At 64.1% G+C, this 14,992-nt stretch carries 15 protein-coding genes, 1 tRNA gene and 1 pseudogene; 7 read left to right on the top strand and 10 right to left on the bottom strand.

What is annotated here, in order from left to right; all coding sequences use genetic code 11:
- Positions 1–5: 5 nt before the first annotated feature.
- Together ACVMB0_RS10435 and ACVMB0_RS10430 are read right to left on the bottom strand one after the other, a co-directional pair.
- Positions 6–164, bottom strand: coding sequence for a hypothetical protein (locus ACVMB0_RS10435; RefSeq protein WP_461346164.1), 159 nt, complete (start codon positions 162–164; stop codon positions 6–8).
- 310 nt (positions 165–474) lie between these two features.
- A complete protein-coding gene (locus ACVMB0_RS10430) occupies positions 475–744 on the bottom strand; it encodes a hypothetical protein (protein ID WP_456750890.1) in 270 nt (89 codons plus the stop codon).
- Positions 745–748: 4 nt separating this feature from the next.
- Here ACVMB0_RS10430 and ACVMB0_RS10425 point away from each other — a divergent pair, with 4 nt between their 5' ends.
- A complete protein-coding gene (locus ACVMB0_RS10425; protein WP_461346163.1) occupies positions 749–2,083 on the top strand; it encodes a lipopolysaccharide biosynthesis protein in 1,335 nt (444 codons plus the stop codon).
- Here ACVMB0_RS10425 and ACVMB0_RS10420 read toward each other — a convergent pair.
- The 3 genes from ACVMB0_RS10420 to ACVMB0_RS10410 form a co-directional block, all read right to left on the bottom strand.
- Positions 2,006–3,004: a glycosyltransferase family 2 protein gene (locus tag ACVMB0_RS10420; protein ID WP_461346162.1), complete on the bottom strand. Its 999-nt coding sequence runs from the start codon at positions 3,002–3,004 to the stop codon at positions 2,006–2,008. The two genes, ACVMB0_RS10425 and ACVMB0_RS10420, sit on opposite strands and share 78 nt — an antisense overlap.
- A gap of 13 nt (positions 3,005–3,017) precedes the next feature.
- Positions 3,018–4,151 carry a GNAT family N-acetyltransferase gene (locus tag ACVMB0_RS10415; RefSeq protein ID WP_461346161.1) on the bottom strand — a complete coding sequence of 378 codons (1,134 nt, stop codon included), beginning with the start codon at positions 4,149–4,151 and terminating at the stop codon, positions 3,018–3,020.
- Between the two features lie 443 nt (positions 4,152–4,594).
- Positions 4,595–4,972, bottom strand: a complete 378-nt coding sequence (locus ACVMB0_RS10410) for a hypothetical protein (protein WP_461346160.1) — start codon at positions 4,970–4,972, stop codon at positions 4,595–4,597.
- 417 nt (positions 4,973–5,389) lie between these two features.
- Here ACVMB0_RS10410 and ACVMB0_RS10405 point away from each other — a divergent pair.
- A pseudogene (locus ACVMB0_RS10405) lies at positions 5,390–7,422 on the top strand (YgiQ family radical SAM protein).
- 70 nt (positions 7,423–7,492) lie between these two features.
- Here the strand turns inward: ACVMB0_RS10405 and ACVMB0_RS10400 are convergent.
- The 5 genes from ACVMB0_RS10400 to ACVMB0_RS10380 all read right to left on the bottom strand — a co-directional run bounded on the left by ACVMB0_RS10400 (position 7,493) and on the right by ACVMB0_RS10380 (position 10,980).
- Positions 7,493–7,780: a DUF5658 family protein gene (locus ACVMB0_RS10400; RefSeq protein ID WP_461346159.1), complete on the bottom strand. Its 288-nt coding sequence runs from the start codon at positions 7,778–7,780 to the stop codon at positions 7,493–7,495.
- Entirely contained in the window at positions 7,767–8,576 is an 810-nt protein-coding gene (locus ACVMB0_RS10395) for a sterol desaturase family protein (RefSeq protein ID WP_456750896.1), read from the bottom strand. The genes ACVMB0_RS10400 and ACVMB0_RS10395 overlap by 14 nt, the downstream gene beginning before the upstream one ends.
- A gap of 291 nt (positions 8,577–8,867) precedes the next feature.
- Positions 8,868–9,125, bottom strand: a complete 258-nt coding sequence (locus tag ACVMB0_RS10390; RefSeq protein ID WP_456750897.1) for a hypothetical protein — start codon at positions 9,123–9,125, stop codon at positions 8,868–8,870.
- Between the two features lie 181 nt (positions 9,126–9,306).
- A tRNA-Arg gene (locus ACVMB0_RS10385) sits at positions 9,307–9,383 on the bottom strand.
- 151 nt (positions 9,384–9,534) lie between these two features.
- Positions 9,535–10,980: a sensor histidine kinase gene (locus tag ACVMB0_RS10380; protein WP_456750898.1), complete on the bottom strand. Its 1,446-nt coding sequence runs from the start codon at positions 10,978–10,980 to the stop codon at positions 9,535–9,537.
- 398 nt (positions 10,981–11,378) lie between these two features.
- On the opposite strand from ACVMB0_RS10380, the gene rpmH reads away from it, so the two are divergent.
- The 5 genes from rpmH to ACVMB0_RS10355 all read left to right on the top strand — a co-directional run bounded on the left by rpmH (position 11,379) and on the right by ACVMB0_RS10355 (position 14,933).
- The gene (rpmH, locus tag ACVMB0_RS10375; RefSeq protein WP_008542748.1) at positions 11,379–11,513 is read left to right on the top strand and encodes a 50S ribosomal protein L34; all 135 of its coding nucleotides are present in this window, start codon (positions 11,379–11,381) and stop codon (positions 11,511–11,513) included.
- Between the two features lie 32 nt (positions 11,514–11,545).
- Positions 11,546–11,941, top strand: coding sequence for a ribonuclease P protein component (rnpA, locus tag ACVMB0_RS10370; RefSeq protein ID WP_456750899.1), 396 nt, complete (start codon positions 11,546–11,548; stop codon positions 11,939–11,941).
- Between the two features lie 3 nt (positions 11,942–11,944).
- Positions 11,945–13,801 carry a membrane protein insertase YidC gene (gene yidC / locus ACVMB0_RS10365; RefSeq protein ID WP_461346158.1) on the top strand — a complete coding sequence of 619 codons (1,857 nt, stop codon included), beginning with the start codon at positions 11,945–11,947 and terminating at the stop codon, positions 13,799–13,801.
- A gap of 113 nt (positions 13,802–13,914) precedes the next feature.
- Positions 13,915–14,565 (top strand): ribosome biogenesis GTP-binding protein YihA/YsxC, encoded by a 651-nt coding sequence (gene yihA, locus ACVMB0_RS10360; RefSeq protein ID WP_461346157.1) that lies wholly within the window; start codon positions 13,915–13,917, stop codon positions 14,563–14,565.
- Positions 14,565–14,933: a DUF423 domain-containing protein gene (locus ACVMB0_RS10355; RefSeq protein ID WP_461346156.1), complete on the top strand. Its 369-nt coding sequence runs from the start codon at positions 14,565–14,567 to the stop codon at positions 14,931–14,933. The genes yihA and ACVMB0_RS10355 overlap by 1 nt, the downstream gene beginning before the upstream one ends.
- Positions 14,934–14,992: the final 59 nt, after the last annotated feature.

Genomic DNA, 14,992 nt, shown 5'->3' with positions numbered 1-14,992 from the left:
TCGGCCTAGTTGCTGCTGGACGGGACCTCGGCTTCAGAAGCCATGCTGCCGTTGTTCGGCGCGATCGGTGCGGAGCCGGGTCCGTCGATCGTGTCGCGACGCGACACCCGCACGGCGATGAGTCCCTTGGCGTTCAGAGCGGCGATCGGGGCCAAGTCGTTCATGACGACCTCCATGTCCTGTCCCAAGCAGTGATTTCGCTCGGCTGGGGCCACTATCCTCCTCTCGAAAGAGCAGACAACCTTGAGTAGTTTTTAGAGTTAGGTGTTAGCGTTAACCTTACTATCGATTCTGCAGATAAATACATGCGTGGTTATAGACCCATAAAAGCTGATGCCGAACGTCGAACTTATGGGTGAGGCAATATCAACCTTTAATTGAATCGGCGACCGTATGATTTATGCCAGCGGCGCGTGCGAGAAATAACGCCGGCAACACGTCGGTCGACGTCATGTCCATGCAACGACCATTCAATCATCTGCGCTCGGAGTCGAAGCGCTTCAGACATCGATGCACTGCGGACGTCACCGCATTCACGAACAAAGGATGCATCATCAGCGTGCCGATGACGACGGCCGATTGCACCGTCGCGCCGACGTTAACGTCAATTCGCGAACAGCGTGCCGCGCGCGATACGCCGCGTATGCGAGCCTGATAGAGTGCATCGTGGGGATCGACCGCCAACAGAGGCCGTGGATCATTGCTGCACATCAATGCCGTTAGCCGGACATTCTCGACCGCCACGCCGATGATTCTCAGCTATCTGCTGTCGAGCGGATCGCTGGCGGCGGCGAGCCTTGCCCAGCTCGTGACGTTTGCGATCCTGGCGCGCGCGCTCGGACCGGCGGAGTTCGGCCTGTTCGTGCAGATCACGGCGGTGACCGCGATTGCCGCGCAGATCTGCGGCCTCGGCGCCTCCGACTGCCTGCTGCGCAGGGTGGCGCGCGAGCCCGCGAGCTATTCGGACCTGCTCGGCCACAACTTTCTCCTGATTGGAACAACCGGCGCAGTGCTCGTGCTCGGCGGCGTCGCGGCGATGGCGGCCTGGACGCGCATGGGCTCCGGCCCGTCGATCGCCGTCTCGAGCATCGCCCTGCTGTTCCTCGCGAACGTCGTGCTGGTCCGCGTGATTCTTCTCGTCGAGACCGTGTTTCTTGGCCTCGGCCAGGTTCGCTCGGCAAATCGCTCGGTGGTCGGATTTGCGATCGCGCGCACTGCCACGGCCGCGCTTGCCTGCATCGTGTTCCACGCATCAAACCTGGCGGAATGGGCCGTGTGGCAATTCTGCGGGCACCTGCTCTATGCGCTGGTCGGACTGATGTGGCTGCGGCCGCTCGGTCAGCCGCGGTTCAAGATCATGCGCGAGGAATTGCGCTCCGGCGCCCTGTTCAGCTCCCAGTTCGTGGTTCGGGCAATCCGCGCCAACGTCGACCTGTTCGTGATCGGCCTGTTCACGCCGATCGAGACCGTCGGCAGCTATGGCGTGGCCCGGCGCATCATGGACAGCAGCTATCTCTCGATCGACGCTTTCAACCGCCTGGTCTATCCGCGCTTTGCGCGCGCCAGCCGCGACGGCCTGCACCTGGCGCTGCCGGCGGCGAAACGCGCCTTGATCGCGGCGCTCGGCCTTGGCGTTGCGACATTCCTCATCCTGTTCGTGCTGGCGCCGGAGTTGCCGCTTCTGTTCGGCCGCGCGTATCACGATCTTCCGTTCTTCGTGCGCTGCCTGTCCGGCACGGTTGTCCTGATCGGCGCCTGGGCGGTCGCGATGGACTTGCTGGGCGCTTCAGGACGGCAGGGCACGCGCGCCTTGATCATGAACAGCACCAATCTGGCGGGCAGCGGCCTCATCGCCGTTGCGACGTGGTTCGCCGCTCCGATCGGCACCTTCGTCGCGCTTTACGTGATCGAAGCATCTCTCGTGGTCTCGGCGTGGCTGGTTCTGCTGCGGCTCGCGCGTCGGAGCCGCCTGGACGCAGACGGATCCGGCAGCATTGCTGCGCACTCAGCGACTATCCTGGACGACCCGGCTGTCGATCCAGTCCGCCGGAGCCTTGCGGCCGTGGAAGAAGCCGAGCGGTAACGCCGCGGCGTGGAACAACCACGCGACGACCGCGTAGAAGCCGAGCGTCAGGCTGCGCTGGCGCAGGCTCATCGATCCGACGACGCCGGCAATCACGGCCACATCGATCGCAAGCCCCAATCCGGGCGGTGAGATCAGGAACGGCAGCGCCACCATCACGGCGAGCCAAAGATAAACTGCGCCCCAGAGCTTCAGTTCGGGCAATTCCTGAACCAGTTGCTTCCACTGCGGCTTGCCGAACGCCGCTCGCAGCAGTTCCCCGATGCCGCGCAGATAACCCGACTTCCAGCGTCGCACCAGCAGCGCATAGGCGTTGATCGCGTGCCCGAAATGCCGGACAAAGCTGCGGTCGAGGCGGTGCAGCGTCCAGCCGCGCGCGCGCAGCCGCACGCCGAGGTCGAACTCCTCATAGCCGTGCAGATTGCGGTCCGACAAATAGCCGACCTGCTCGATGGCCGCCCGCCGATAGAGGCCGCCGCCATTCATGCGATCGATGTCCCCGATCCGGTTCTCGGGCGAGATCCTGCGGCCGCGCCGGACATATTCAAGGCTGGTGTCGTTCATCTCCACGACATGACCGGTCACGCCGGCGGCATCCGGATTGTCGGCGAGCCAGGCGAGCGCTTCGCGTAGGAAGCCGGAATCGAGCAGCATGTCGCCGTCCATCAGGCAGATGAACGGTTCGCGGCTGTACTGGAAGCCGAGTTGCGCACCTATGCCGCAGCTCGGCGCAATCTCAGGTTCGAGCTGCACGACGCGAACGGGGTATCTGCCGGCGACGGCGAGCGTCCGGTCGCGCGAACCGCCGTCGGCCACGATGACTTCGCCGCCGATCCCCTCGAGCGCAGCCAGCACGCTCTCGATCGCCGGACCGATCCGCGCCTCCTCGTTGAGCGCCTTGAGGATAACCGATACCGACATCTCTGCACCCGCCTCAGTGGAAATCGGACATCAACCGGCTCCAGTCTTCGCTGGCGAGGCCACCAACGAAGATGTCGCCACGCGCAACGGCATCGTTTGCGTCGGGCAGTCGTGTCAGCACCACTGCGAAGGCCTTGTGCCGGAAGACGAGCCAGCGTTGCAGCGACAGTCCCGCCATCAAAGCGGGGTGCGCGCGACCGCGGGCTTCGACGTGGCCGGAGCTTTCGAGATGATGGAACATCGCATTCAGCACGACGATCTCCTGGCCGCGCTCCGACAGCACATTGAGAACTTGCGCTGTCCGACCTGGTGCCGCGTAGTAGACGAAACAACCAATCAATTTGCCCGCGCGATCTTCGACCGAGCGAATCGTCAACGTGCCGCGTGTCGTGTTCTGCGCCGCGAGCGACACGAGCCAGCCGAGCTCCTCTTCCGACCACAGAGGTCGAACAGCATAGTGGGCGATGAAGCCCGGCGCCTGCTCAAGAAAGGCCTTGACGGACATGTTCGTGACCTTGGCCCCGCCGGGCTCCGCTGCGTTCTTTTCGCTGAAGCGGCGCAGTAGCAACGTGTCGATGGGTCGCGCGAACGTCGCAAGACCAAGGCTCCTGCCGCGGAAGAACCGGTCTTCAAGTCGGCCGGCCAGCGCACCTAAAGGACGAAAGCTGCGCGTCCATTCCAGATTGTGGACGGGGATCGGCTTTGCACCAATTGCCCGCCAGTGATTAAAGGTGGTGGGCGACGCCGTGTCGCTGAATTGAATGTCGGAACGCCTCGGCCGCAAGGTCAGAACGAGCTGCGCCGCACCGGCGGCCTCCTTGTCAGTCATCAGTGTACAGACCAACCGGCCAGGCACGACAGTGCCGCAGGCGATAAAACGCATCGGCACCGCGAGCATCGCGCTCGGGATGCGCCCATCCTGCTGCTCGTAGATTTGCGCGCCCGCGGCTTCGCTGTAGGATGGAGCTTCCAGGGTAATCACCTTCAGATAGTTCTGAAGGTCCAAATCCGCCGGACGATCTGAGCCTCTGTAAATCTTCATGAAAAGTCGGGCGACCGCGGGTAAATCCGCAGCGGTCATCGGCCGAACCGCCCCCTTGCGCGGTGGCGGCGCATCAACCGGCGCTTGCTGCTCGGATGCCTGCATCTAGCCCACCTGGATTGGCGGACGCGCGCGCGCGTCATGCAGGTGGCTGACCTGGGAAGCGGTGTGCGACGCTGTGTTCAGCATGGTCAGCCACTTAATCTGTGTCCAATCGCAGCGGCGTCGTCGGACGCCAGTATCAATGATCTTCAAAGGCCAATGAACCTGTCCCTGATGGCTCACCACGTGGTGCGCCCGCGCGGTCATCACTGTCATTCACGCAAACCGGGAGTCTTAATCCCGATAGCGCCATCAGGCGCTCGTCCTGCGGCAAGCCTCCAACTTCAAGCGCGAGCCGTCAAGAAATTCAACTTGTGGAGGTTAACGCGCGAGCCGCTGCCGGTCCGTGACGTCCGCATGACCGCGCGATCCGGCGCGATTCATTTTGGAAAATCGCGCAAGCCTGCGTTGGCGCAGGCGGCCCATCCGCGATCCCGGTTCGCGCGCTACTGCTTCGGACCGACGGTTCCCGTCGCTTTCAATCTCGCAGACCTCACCCAGCCCGAGACGTCGTCGCCGCCCCGTGGATTGAAGTACATCACCGACGACCAGCCATCATTGGTTTGCGCATAGGCGACGAGCTCGTCGTTCGGAATGACGAACACGCCTTTGATCGGGCAGTGCAGATTCGGCGCCGAGTAGAATTGCAGCCGCCCGCTGCCCGTCACCACATTGGCGAGCGGCGGCGAGAATATCGGGACGCGATCGGTGCCGGTCTTCGGCTCCTTGCAACTCGACGGCGTCTGCGCGTGCACGGATGCGCCGAGCGCACCGAGTATCACGGCCGTGCAGACCACGCAGGCGAGGATCGATCTGTCCGACATCATTCACTCTCCCAGATCGCATCGATGGCGATCACCGCTGTTTGTCGTCGGACATGCCGAGCAGGTTCTACCGATGCGACCGCGATTGCATGCTCACTGCACCCGCTCGCTGAGCGGCCTCCCGAGCCATTCCATGCGTCGATGTGTTACCGTGCTACCGTGTCCCCGAGCGGGGTTACGCATGTTCCCGGTCCCACGGCATCGCCGCAACTGCGCCACGATTGGCTGGCGGAACGGTTCAGGGAGATGGTCCGGCATTCACCTTTTATGCCATTGAGATATCGGTATGATTTGATCGCCGCCATTCCGGTCGCCCTGGGCGGATCCGGAACCCTTCGGGAAGCGCAACACGCGATCGGACCGGACCGCACGCTGATTGGTTGAATTCACGACGCGGGAGTCCTATGCGTGGTCGCCATGAACAGCCTTGCCACCGCCGAACTGTCCCTGACGTCATGGCCGCGCCACCAGGCGCGCCCCGACAAGCCCGCGCCATTCCTGCCGATGAACCGCGCCGAGATGGCCGCGCTCGGCTGGGACCAATGCGATATCGTGCTGGTGACCGGCGATGCCTATGTCGACCATCCGAGCTTCGGCATGGCGATCATCGGCCGGTTGCTGGAGGCCCAGGGCTTCAGGGTCGGCATCATCGCGCAGCCCGACTGGCAGTCGGCAGAACCGTTCAAGGCGCTGGGAAAGCCGCGCGTGTTCTTTGGTGTCACCGGCGGCAACATGGATTCGATGGTCAACCGCTACACGGCGGACCGGCGGCTGCGCCACGATGACGCCTACACGCCGAACGGCGAAGGCGGCCGCCGGCCGGATCGCTGCACCATCGTCTATGCCCAGCGCTGCCGCGAAGCGTTCAAGGACGTGCCGATCGTGCTCGGCGGCATCGAGGCGTCGCTGCGCCGCATCGCGCATTACGACTATTGGTCCGACAAGGTGCGCCGCTCGATACTGGCGGACGCCAAGGCCGACCTGCTGCTCTACGGCAACGCAGAACGTGCCGTCGTCGAGGTGGCGCACCGGCTCGCCAATGGCGAGGCGCCGCGCGATCTCGACTCGATCAGGGGCGTCGCGCTGTTCCGCCGCGTGCCCGAGGGTTACGCCGAGCTGCATGCCGATGATCTCGACTCCGCCGACGAGGGCGCAGCGCGCCAGCCGGGCAACGTCGTGATCCGCCTGCCGGCCTGCGAGCAGGTCGAGCAGGACCGCGACGCCTATGCCCGCGCCTCGCGCGTGCTGCATCGAGAAAGCAATCCCGGCAATGCGCGGCCGCTGGTGCAGCGTCACGGCGACCGCGACCTGTGGCTCAATCCGCCGCCGATCCCGTTGAGCACGGCCGAGATGGATGCGGTGTACGACCTGCCCTACGCGCGGGCGCCGCATCCCTCCTACAACGACGCCAAGATCCCGGCCTGGGAGATGATCCGGTTCTCGGTGACGATCATGCGCGGCTGCTTCGGCGGCTGCACCTTCTGCTCGATCACCGAGCACGAAGGCCGCATCATCCAGAACCGCTCCGAAGGCTCGATCCTGCGCGAGATCGAGCGCATCCGCGACAAGACGCCGGGATTCACCGGCGTGATCTCCGACATCGGCGGGCCGACCGCCAACATGTACCGGATGGCCTGCAAGGATCCGAAGATCGAAGCGGCATGCCGGCGGCCGTCCTGCGTCTTCCCCGAGATCTGCCCGAACCTCAACACCTCGCATGACGACCTAATTCGGCTCTATCGCAAGGTGCGCGAGGTGAAGGGCGTCAAGCGGGTGATGGTGGCGTCCGGCGTGCGTTACGACCTTGCGGTGGAGAGCCCCGAATACATCAAGGAGCTCGTCACCCATCACGTCGGCGGCTACCTGAAGATCGCACCCGAGCACACCGAGCGCGGCCCGCTCGACAAGATGATGAAGCCGGGCATCGGCGCCTACAATCGCTTCAAGAAAATGTTCGATGCCGCGGCCGAGCAGGCCGGCAAGAAATACTATCTGATCCCGTATTTCATCGCTGCGCATCCGGGCACGACCGACGAGGACATGATGAACCTCGCGCTCTGGCTCAAGAAGAACCGCTACCGCGCCGATCAGGTGCAGACCTTCCTGCCCTCGCCGATGGCGACCGCCACCGCGATGTATCACACCGGTGTCAACCCGCTGCGCGGCGTGCGCCGTGGGGCGACCGACAAGGTCGAGGCGATCAAGGGGCTGCGGCAACGCCGGCTGCACAAGGCGTTCCTGCGCTATCACGACCCGGACAACTGGCCGCTGCTGCGCGAGGCGCTGAAGCAGATGGGCCCCGCGCCGATCTGATCGGCTCGCGGCCCGATCAGCTGGTGCCCGCACACCAGCCGCCCGGCACCGGCAAGGCCGCCGGCACGCGGCGCCCGCTGCGCGACGGCGGCCGGGCTCAGCGCTTCACCACCAAGGGCCTGCGGATGGGCAAGTGAAAGGCCATCAGCGGCCGGACGTCAATCCGGCCGAGCCTGCCGACACGGCTAACTGATCAAGTTGGCTCGATCAGTTCGCGCCGGCGATGATGGCGAGGTTGTTCAGCACGGGCGTCGAGCAGAACATGGCGACGAGGGCGATGTTGTAGACGTTGTTGCTGCGCCAAAGCAGCCAGGTGACGATGAAGGTCAGGCCCAGCTTGGGCACCAGCCACCACACGCCGAACCAGGCCTGGGCCAGATGCATGAACGGGTTCAGCTCGCCCAGCCCGAGGCTCAGGATTACGTTCGTCGACTCGAGGTCGGCGTAGCCCAGCAACAGGACGAACAGCACCAGCAGACCTTTAACCCAATTCATTCCGAGACTCCCGTTGCCGAACATTCCGGAGATGCCGGATCGGCCAGATCACGCTGTTGATGATGTCCACTCGCTCGGCAGGCACGAGACCCGTTGCGGGATACTCGTCCGGCTTCGGTATCCAGGCCGTACCGAACAGAATGTCGAGGAGCGGAAAGAAAGCGGCGAAGTTCTTGTCCCGATGCTCGATATGGACCGAGTGATGGATCCGATGCCATTGCGGGTTGTTGACCCAGGTCACGAACCGGCCGAGCGGGATCCGGACGTTGAGATGCGCACACGCATCGGGGATGAAGAAGATGAATCCCACGGTGACCGCCATGTCCGGCGGAATACGAAACAGAATCGCCATGATTGGAAGGAATGCGTCGGAGAGCACTCTCTCGAGCCAAAAATGCCGACCGCCGGTAATGAACGTGATGCCGTTCGCGCTGTGATGGAACGAGTGCATCGCCCAAAGAAACGGGACCGCGTGCTGCAGGCGATGGAAGGTGTATTTGTAGAGATCGAGCGCGACCACCACGATCGCGAGCGAGACATACCACCAGTAACCTTCGGTCGGTAACTTGATCCAACCGACCCCGGCATAGGTCGCAATCGCACCCGCGCTGATCGCTGCGACCGGAGCGAGCAGATGCTCCAATCCGATACTTACGATCACCGCGAGCCAATCATCGCGAAATTCGCCGCGGGACACCTCCGCAATGGGCCATCGCTTCTCCAGGATACGGCTGGTGTAGACGACTCCCAGAAATATCGCCGCGTACAAAACGGCGTGGGCGATCTCGTCCGACATGAAAATGAACTCGCCGGTTCAACAGGAAGCACAAAAGGAATAAAAACATTCCCGCTTCCTATAAGGTGAAATGCCTTATTTTTTCTCAACGTTCCGGCCGGCGCAAGCGGGGCTTTTACGGGACGGCCCTCGCCTTCAGCGCTGATTGTCTCGGGGCCGGTTGCCTATGCGGGACCAACCATTCACCGAGCGCAACGGCAGGGATCGGCAAGCAGGAGGCAGACCTTGCATGGGCGCACATAAAAGGCCCGCGACGTCGTCGCGGGCCTTCGTGAACGACGGCTGTGCCACTCAGTGCAGCGAACGATCGGTGCGGACCGAAGCCCGCGCGGTCGTGATCTTGTTTCGCGGCGTCAGGACGTTGAGCTGATGCGGCGACGCCGCCATCGCGGCGGCCGGCGCCTGCTCATGGGCATTGGCGGCGCCAAGCACGCCGGCCTGCACCGGCGAGATCGGCAGGCCCGCCGCTTCGAAGGTTGGAAGCTCCGCGGCCGATGCACTCGCGATCGCGAGGGTGGCGGCGATGATGGAGAGGGAAATCTTGGTCACTTGCAGGCTCCTCAATGGAATCGAGAAGCACAGGTAGGCCTCTTTTGTTGCATTGCAATAAAGCTGATGCCGCGTCGCACAAATAGTTGAAGGCCGCGGCCATCCGGCAACGCAGACCGCAGCGCAGCAGGCAATTTCGCCCCGGTGCGATCGCAAAAAATCCAATGAAAACAAAGACGAATGGCGCGCCCGGAACGATTCGAACGTCCGACCCTCAGATTCGTAGTCTGATGCTCTATCCAGCTGAGCTACGGGCGCATTTTCGCGGTTGGGCCTGGGCCCGGATGGCTCCGGGAGCCCCGGAACGTCGCGAAAGAGCGCTCTAGCTACAGGCTCCCGGTCCGATTGGCAAGGCTCTGGAAGCGCCAATTTCGGCACGCTCAGCCGCCTCGGAGATGCCGGAGCGGCCTTACGCCCGCGCCCGCTCGCTGCGGACAGACAGCAGTTCCACCGGGCGATCCGGGATCGAGATCCGGAAGGTGGCGCCGATGGTGCCCTCGACCAGATGGATATGACCGCCATGGGCGCGGATCAGTTCGGCGGCGATCGCAAGGCCAAGCCCACTGCCGCCGGGGCGGCCGGAAGTCTGGAACGCCTCGAATAGATGCTCGCGCGCTTTGGCCGGTACGCCGGGGCCGGTATCGGAGACCTCGATGATCGCAACCGTCCCCTCGCGGCGGCCGGTGATGCGGATCTGCTGGGCCCCGCCATCGTCGGCCGGCCGGCTCTCCAGCGCCTGCGCCGCGTTGCGTACCAGATTGAGCAGCACGCGGAATAGCTGGTCCGGATCGGCGTCGATGGTCAGCCCGCGCTCGATCGCGCTGATCCAGGTGATCGAGACATCGGTCGCAAGCCCGGCCGATTCCCGCACCTCGGCAACGGCGGGCTCGACCATGATGACACGCCGGTCGGGTGCCGCCTCCTGCGCGCGGCCATAAGACAATGTCGACTGGCAGAACGCGATGGCGCGCTCCAGCGAGCGCAACAATTTCGGCGCGAAGCGCTGCACCCGCGGGTCGGGCACGCTGGCGAGCTGGTCCGACAGCAATTGCGAGGACGCCAAGAGATTGCGCAGATCGTGGTTGATCTTGGAGACGGCGAGGCCTAGCGCAGCGAGCCGGCTCTTCTGATGCAGCATCGAGACCAAGTCACGCTGCATGTCCGACAGCTCACGCTCGGCAACGCCGATCTCATCGCCGCGCTGGCTCGGCACGATGATTCGCGCCGAACTCTCCGGATTCTCGTGGAAGCCGATCAGGCTCGCAGTCAGCCGCCGCATCGGCCGCACGAACAGATAATGCAGCGCCAGATAGACCAGGCCGGCGGTCAGGCCGGCAATCAACAGCGCGACGACCAGCACGTTGCGCGAGAACCGGTACATCGCCTGCCGGAGCGGCTTCTCGTCGATCACCACCTCGATGAACTGAGCCTGGCCCGGCGCCGGGCCGACCACACGGATGGTCTGGTCGCCGTGCTCCAGCATGATCTCGAAGGCATCGACGATCGCCGACCACACCGTCATGGCCCGCATGTCGACGTCATGGTCGATCGAGGCCGGCAAATCGGCGCTGGCGAGCAGGCGGCGCTGCTGGCCGAGCTTGATGGCGACCGCGCGGGCACCGATGCTGGTCAGGATCTGCCGCGCCAGCGAATCCGGCACCAGGCCGGAGGGGGCGGCGTCCAGCACCAGCGCTGCGGTGTTGGCGGCGGCCAGGCGGTCATTGAGCCGGTTCATCCGGAAGTTGGCGATCGCCGGCACGTAGATCAGGAGCCCGGCGATCATCACCAGGGGGATCGTCAGCAGCAACAGCTTGCCCGACAGCCCGAGCCGGAGGGACGGCTTGGACCGCGGCATCTGCACGGTCGCCTGATCGTCAGTTAGAGCCACAAGATAAGGCCTTGTTTGGCTTAGGGGGCGGAAGATGCGGCCCGGCCCCCAAGCCGGTCAAATTACGGATCGCTAATGTCGCCGGTTCCCCGAACGCCCAAAAGCGTCCCGTTACCGACAAATACCCCGCGAAATCAGATATATTCGCCGCGATTGCGTCGTTTCGAAGAAGCCTTTTTGCGACGCCCTGCGACATTGACGAAAACTGGGCGCTCCCTTATAAGCCGCGCCAACTGTCCGCGATGGCCCGGTTCTTGACCGGGGGCGGCTCTTTGGGGCCGTACAACGGCTCGTTCGAGCCCGCCAGCATCACCGGACTCCATCTCAATACAACGGCAAATTGCCCGGTCAGCGGAGAATTACCCGTGAAGCGGACTTATCAACCCAGCAAACTGGTGCGCAAGCGCCGTCACGGCTTCCGCGCCCGTCTCGCCACGGCCGGCGGCCGCAAGGTCCTCGCTGCGCGTCGTGCGCGCGGCCGCAAGCGCCTGAGCGCCTGAGCCAGGACGTCTCCTCTCCGGAGATACCCATTATGGATCGGCTGAGGCAGCGGGCAGATTTCCTCGCCGTTGCCAATGGCGCACGGGCGAATACCGCAGCTTTTGTGCTGCAGGGCCGCCGCCGTGACGATCAGGGCCCGATCCGCGTCGGCTATACCGTCACCAAGAAGAATGGCACCGCGACCGAGCGCAACCGCATCCGCCGCCGGCTTCGCGAAGTGATGAGACGGGTCGATGCCGTATTCATGCGGCCGCACCATGATTATGTGCTAGTCGGCCGGCGTGACGCGCTGACCCGCGACTTTGCGACCATGATTGACGACCTGCGGTCGGCGCTGCGCCGCCTCGACCGGCCTGCGCCCCAAACGGCTACCAATAAGGCGGGTAACAAAAGCGCGCCCAATCCGAATGGAATGACGAGACCCTAAGAGATGTCCGACAACCGCAACACGATCCTTGCCGTCATTCTGTCCGGCCTCGTCCTGATCGCCTGGCAATATTTCTACAACGTGCCGCAGATGGAGAAGCAGCGCGAGGCGCAGAAGCAGGCCGAATTGCTGAAGCCGTCGCCGCAGCCGACCCCGGGTGCCGCCCCCGGAAGCGCAGCGACGCCCTCCCCGGCACCGGGCACGCCTGCTGATGCTCCGGTGGCGAGCCGCGAGACCGTGCTTGCAGCCGGCCCGCGCATCAAGATCGAGACCCCGCGCGTGATCGGCAGCATCGCGCTGAAGGGCGCGCGGATCGATGATTTGGCGCTGGTCCAGTTCCGCGAGACCGTCGACCCCAACTCGCCGGCCGTCGTGCTGCTGTCGCCGTCCGGCACGGCCGAGCCTTATTATGCCGAGTTCCTGTGGCTGACCGCCAACGGTTCGTCGGTGAAGACGCCGGATGCCGAAACGGTCTGGCAGCAGGAGGGATCGAACAGCCTGTCGCCGAGCACGCCGGTGGTTCTGAAATACGAGAACGGCCAGGGCCTGACCTTCCGCCGCACCATCTCGATCGACGATCGCTACCTCTTCAGCATCAAGGATGAGGTCGTCAACCAAGGCAGCGCGCCGGTGACGCTGTATCCGTTCGGCCTGATCTCGCGCGGCGGCAAGCCGCCGGTCTCGGGCTACGCGATCCTGCACGAAGGCCCGATCGGTTATCTCGGCGAGCAGGGCCTGCAGGAATACACCTACAAGAACCTCGACGAAGCCAAGACCCCGACCGGCGGAAATTCGCGCGGCATCGTGTTCTCGAAGGTCACCGACGGCTGGCTCGGCATCACCGACAAATACTGGGCCACCGCGCTGCTGCCGGAAACCAATGCCACGCTGGACAGCGCCCGCTTCACCACCGGCGACAAGCGCTACCAGGCCGACTACATGCTCGGCGCGCAGACCATTCCGATCGGCGGCACCGGCGTCGCCAATGCGCGGCTGTTCGCCGGCGCCAAGGAGGCCGCAACCGTCGGCCTCAACTTCCCGCTGGTCGGCTTCGGCGGCTACAACAAGCAGCTCGGCCTCAACCATTTCGATCTCTTGATCGACTGGGGCCACTTCTACTTCATCACCAAACCGATGTTCCTGGCGCTCGACTGGTTCTATCGCCTGGTCGGCAATTTCGGCATCGCGATCCTCTTGGTGACCGTGATCGTGAAGCTGTTGTTCTTCCCGCTCGCCAACAAGTCCTACGCCTCGATGGCGAAGATGAAGTCGGTGCAGCCGCAGCTGCAGGCGCTGAAGGAACGCTATCCTGACGACCGCGTGAAGCAGCAGCAGGAGATGATGGAGATCTACAAGAAGGAGAAGATCAACCCGATCGCCGGTTGTCTTCCCGTCGCCTTGCAGATCCCGGTGTTCTTCTCGCTCTACAAGGTGCTGTTCATCACCATCGAGATGCGGCACGCGCCGTTCTTCGGCTGGATCAAGGACCTCTCCGCGCCCGATCCGACCAACCTGTTCACGCTGTTCGGCCTGATCCCGTTCGATCCGATCGCGCTGCTCGGACCGCATTTCGGCGCCTATCTGGTGATGGGCATCTGGCCGATCATCATGGGCATCACGATGTGGGTGCAGATGAAGCTCAACCCGGCGCCGCCGGATCCGACCCAGAAGATCATCTTCGACTGGATGCCGCTGATCTTCACCTTCATGCTGGCCGGCTTCCCGGCGGGTCTCGTGATCTACTGGGCCTGGAACAATACGCTCTCGGTGCTGCAGCAGAGCTTCATCATGCGCAAGAACGGCGTGAAGGTGGAGCTGTTCGACAATCTGAAGTCGACGTTCGCCAAGAAGCCGACGTAGGAAGCACCTTCATTGCGAGCGAAGCGAAGCAATCCATGCCTCGGCACGAGGAGAGATGGATTGCTTCGTCGCTTCGCTCCTCGCAATGACGGAACCAGAGCGAGCCGCCGCACATGACCGCCGAACCCGATGCGGAGCTGATCGAGCGAGGGCGAAAGCTGTTCGCCGGCGACTGGCGCTTCATCTGGGCCTCGCCCTCGATCGAGACACTGCCGCCGATGGCCGGCCTCGAGGTCGCCTTCGCCGGCCGCTCCAACGTCGGCAAGTCGAGCCTGATCAACGCGCTGACCGGCCGCAGCAACCTCGCGCGCACCTCGCACACGCCCGGCCGTACCCAGGAATTGATCTTCTTCGAGGGGCCTGAGCAGGCAGCCTTCCGCCTGGTCGACATGCCCGGCTATGGCTACGCCTCGGCACCGAAGACCAAGGTGGCGTCATGGACCGCGCTGATCCACAAATTCCTGCTCGGACGCGCGACGCTGGCGCGGGTCTATGTGCTGATCGACGCGCGCCACGGCGTCAAGGACGTCGACCTCGACGTGCTGAAGACGCTGGACAAGTCAGCGGTGAGCTACCAGGTCGTGCTGACCAAGGCCGACCAGGTCAAGCCCGGCGAACTGAAGACCGTCATCACTGAGACCATCGCCAAGCTCGCCAAGCATCCTGCGGCGTTTCCCGACGTGCTGGTGACCTCGTCACGCACCGGCGACGGCATGCCGGAGTTGCGTGCCGCCATGGTGCGCCTGATCGCGGAGCGGCGCTGATGAACGGCGTGTCCCGCCTCCTGGTCGCCCTTGCCGCGATCATGGGCGCCTGCGGCGTGATGCTGGCCGCAGCCGCAGCCCATTTGCCTGACGCCACGCGGCTGGCAGCGGCATCCTCGATGCTGCTGTTCCACGCCTCCGCCGCGATCGCGGCGATTGCGGTCGCGGACCGCGCGGTCATCCATGCCAGGCTCGGAATCGTGGCGGCAGCAGGCTTCGTCATCGCCGCGTCATTGTTCGCGGGCGACCTGGTGCTGCGCCAGTTTGCCGGCCATGGATTGTTTCCGATGGCGGCACCATCAGGCGGAACGCTGCTGATCCTGAGCTGGCTGGTGCTGGCGGTTTCGGCGGCGTGGCCGAAGCGCTGATCCGTAGCCCGGATGGAGCGCAAGCGAAATCCGGGAATCCCGTCGCGGGTGGCGACCCC

This window comes from Bradyrhizobium sp. USDA 4451 (genome assembly GCF_054822585.1).
Note: the sequence above shows the minus strand (reverse complement) of the source record. Positions and strands in the feature narration are given on the sequence as shown.

What these genes read in the sequence shown, in the direction of transcription:
- ACVMB0_RS10425 (WP_461346163.1), top strand. Translation starts at nt 749, where the DNA reads ATGATTCTCAGCTATCTGCTGTCGAGCGGATCGCTGGCGGCGGCGAGC.
- rnpA (WP_456750899.1), top strand. Translation starts at nt 11,546, where the DNA reads ATGGATCGGCTGAGGCAGCGGGCAGATTTCCTCGCCGTTGCCAATGGC.
- ACVMB0_RS10400 (WP_461346159.1), bottom strand. Translation starts at nt 7,780, where the DNA reads ATGAATTGGGTTAAAGGTCTGCTGGTGCTGTTCGTCCTGTTGCTGGGC.
- ACVMB0_RS10415 (WP_461346161.1), bottom strand. Translation starts at nt 4,151, where the DNA reads ATGCAGGCATCCGAGCAGCAAGCGCCGGTTGATGCGCCGCCACCGCGC.
- ACVMB0_RS10395 (WP_456750896.1), bottom strand. Translation starts at nt 8,576, where the DNA reads ATGTCGGACGAGATCGCCCACGCCGTTTTGTACGCGGCGATATTTCTG.
- yihA (WP_461346157.1), top strand. Translation starts at nt 13,915, where the DNA reads ATGACCGCCGAACCCGATGCGGAGCTGATCGAGCGAGGGCGAAAGCTG.
- ACVMB0_RS10410 (WP_461346160.1), bottom strand. Translation starts at nt 4,972, where the DNA reads ATGTCGGACAGATCGATCCTCGCCTGCGTGGTCTGCACGGCCGTGATA.
- yidC (WP_461346158.1), top strand. Translation starts at nt 11,945, where the DNA reads ATGTCCGACAACCGCAACACGATCCTTGCCGTCATTCTGTCCGGCCTC.
- ACVMB0_RS10355 (WP_461346156.1), top strand. Translation starts at nt 14,565, where the DNA reads ATGAACGGCGTGTCCCGCCTCCTGGTCGCCCTTGCCGCGATCATGGGC.
- ACVMB0_RS10380 (WP_456750898.1), bottom strand. Translation starts at nt 10,980, where the DNA reads ATGCCGCGGTCCAAGCCGTCCCTCCGGCTCGGGCTGTCGGGCAAGCTG.
- ACVMB0_RS10420 (WP_461346162.1), bottom strand. Translation starts at nt 3,004, where the DNA reads ATGTCGGTATCGGTTATCCTCAAGGCGCTCAACGAGGAGGCGCGGATC.
- ACVMB0_RS10435 (WP_461346164.1), bottom strand. Translation starts at nt 164, where the DNA reads ATGAACGACTTGGCCCCGATCGCCGCTCTGAACGCCAAGGGACTCATC.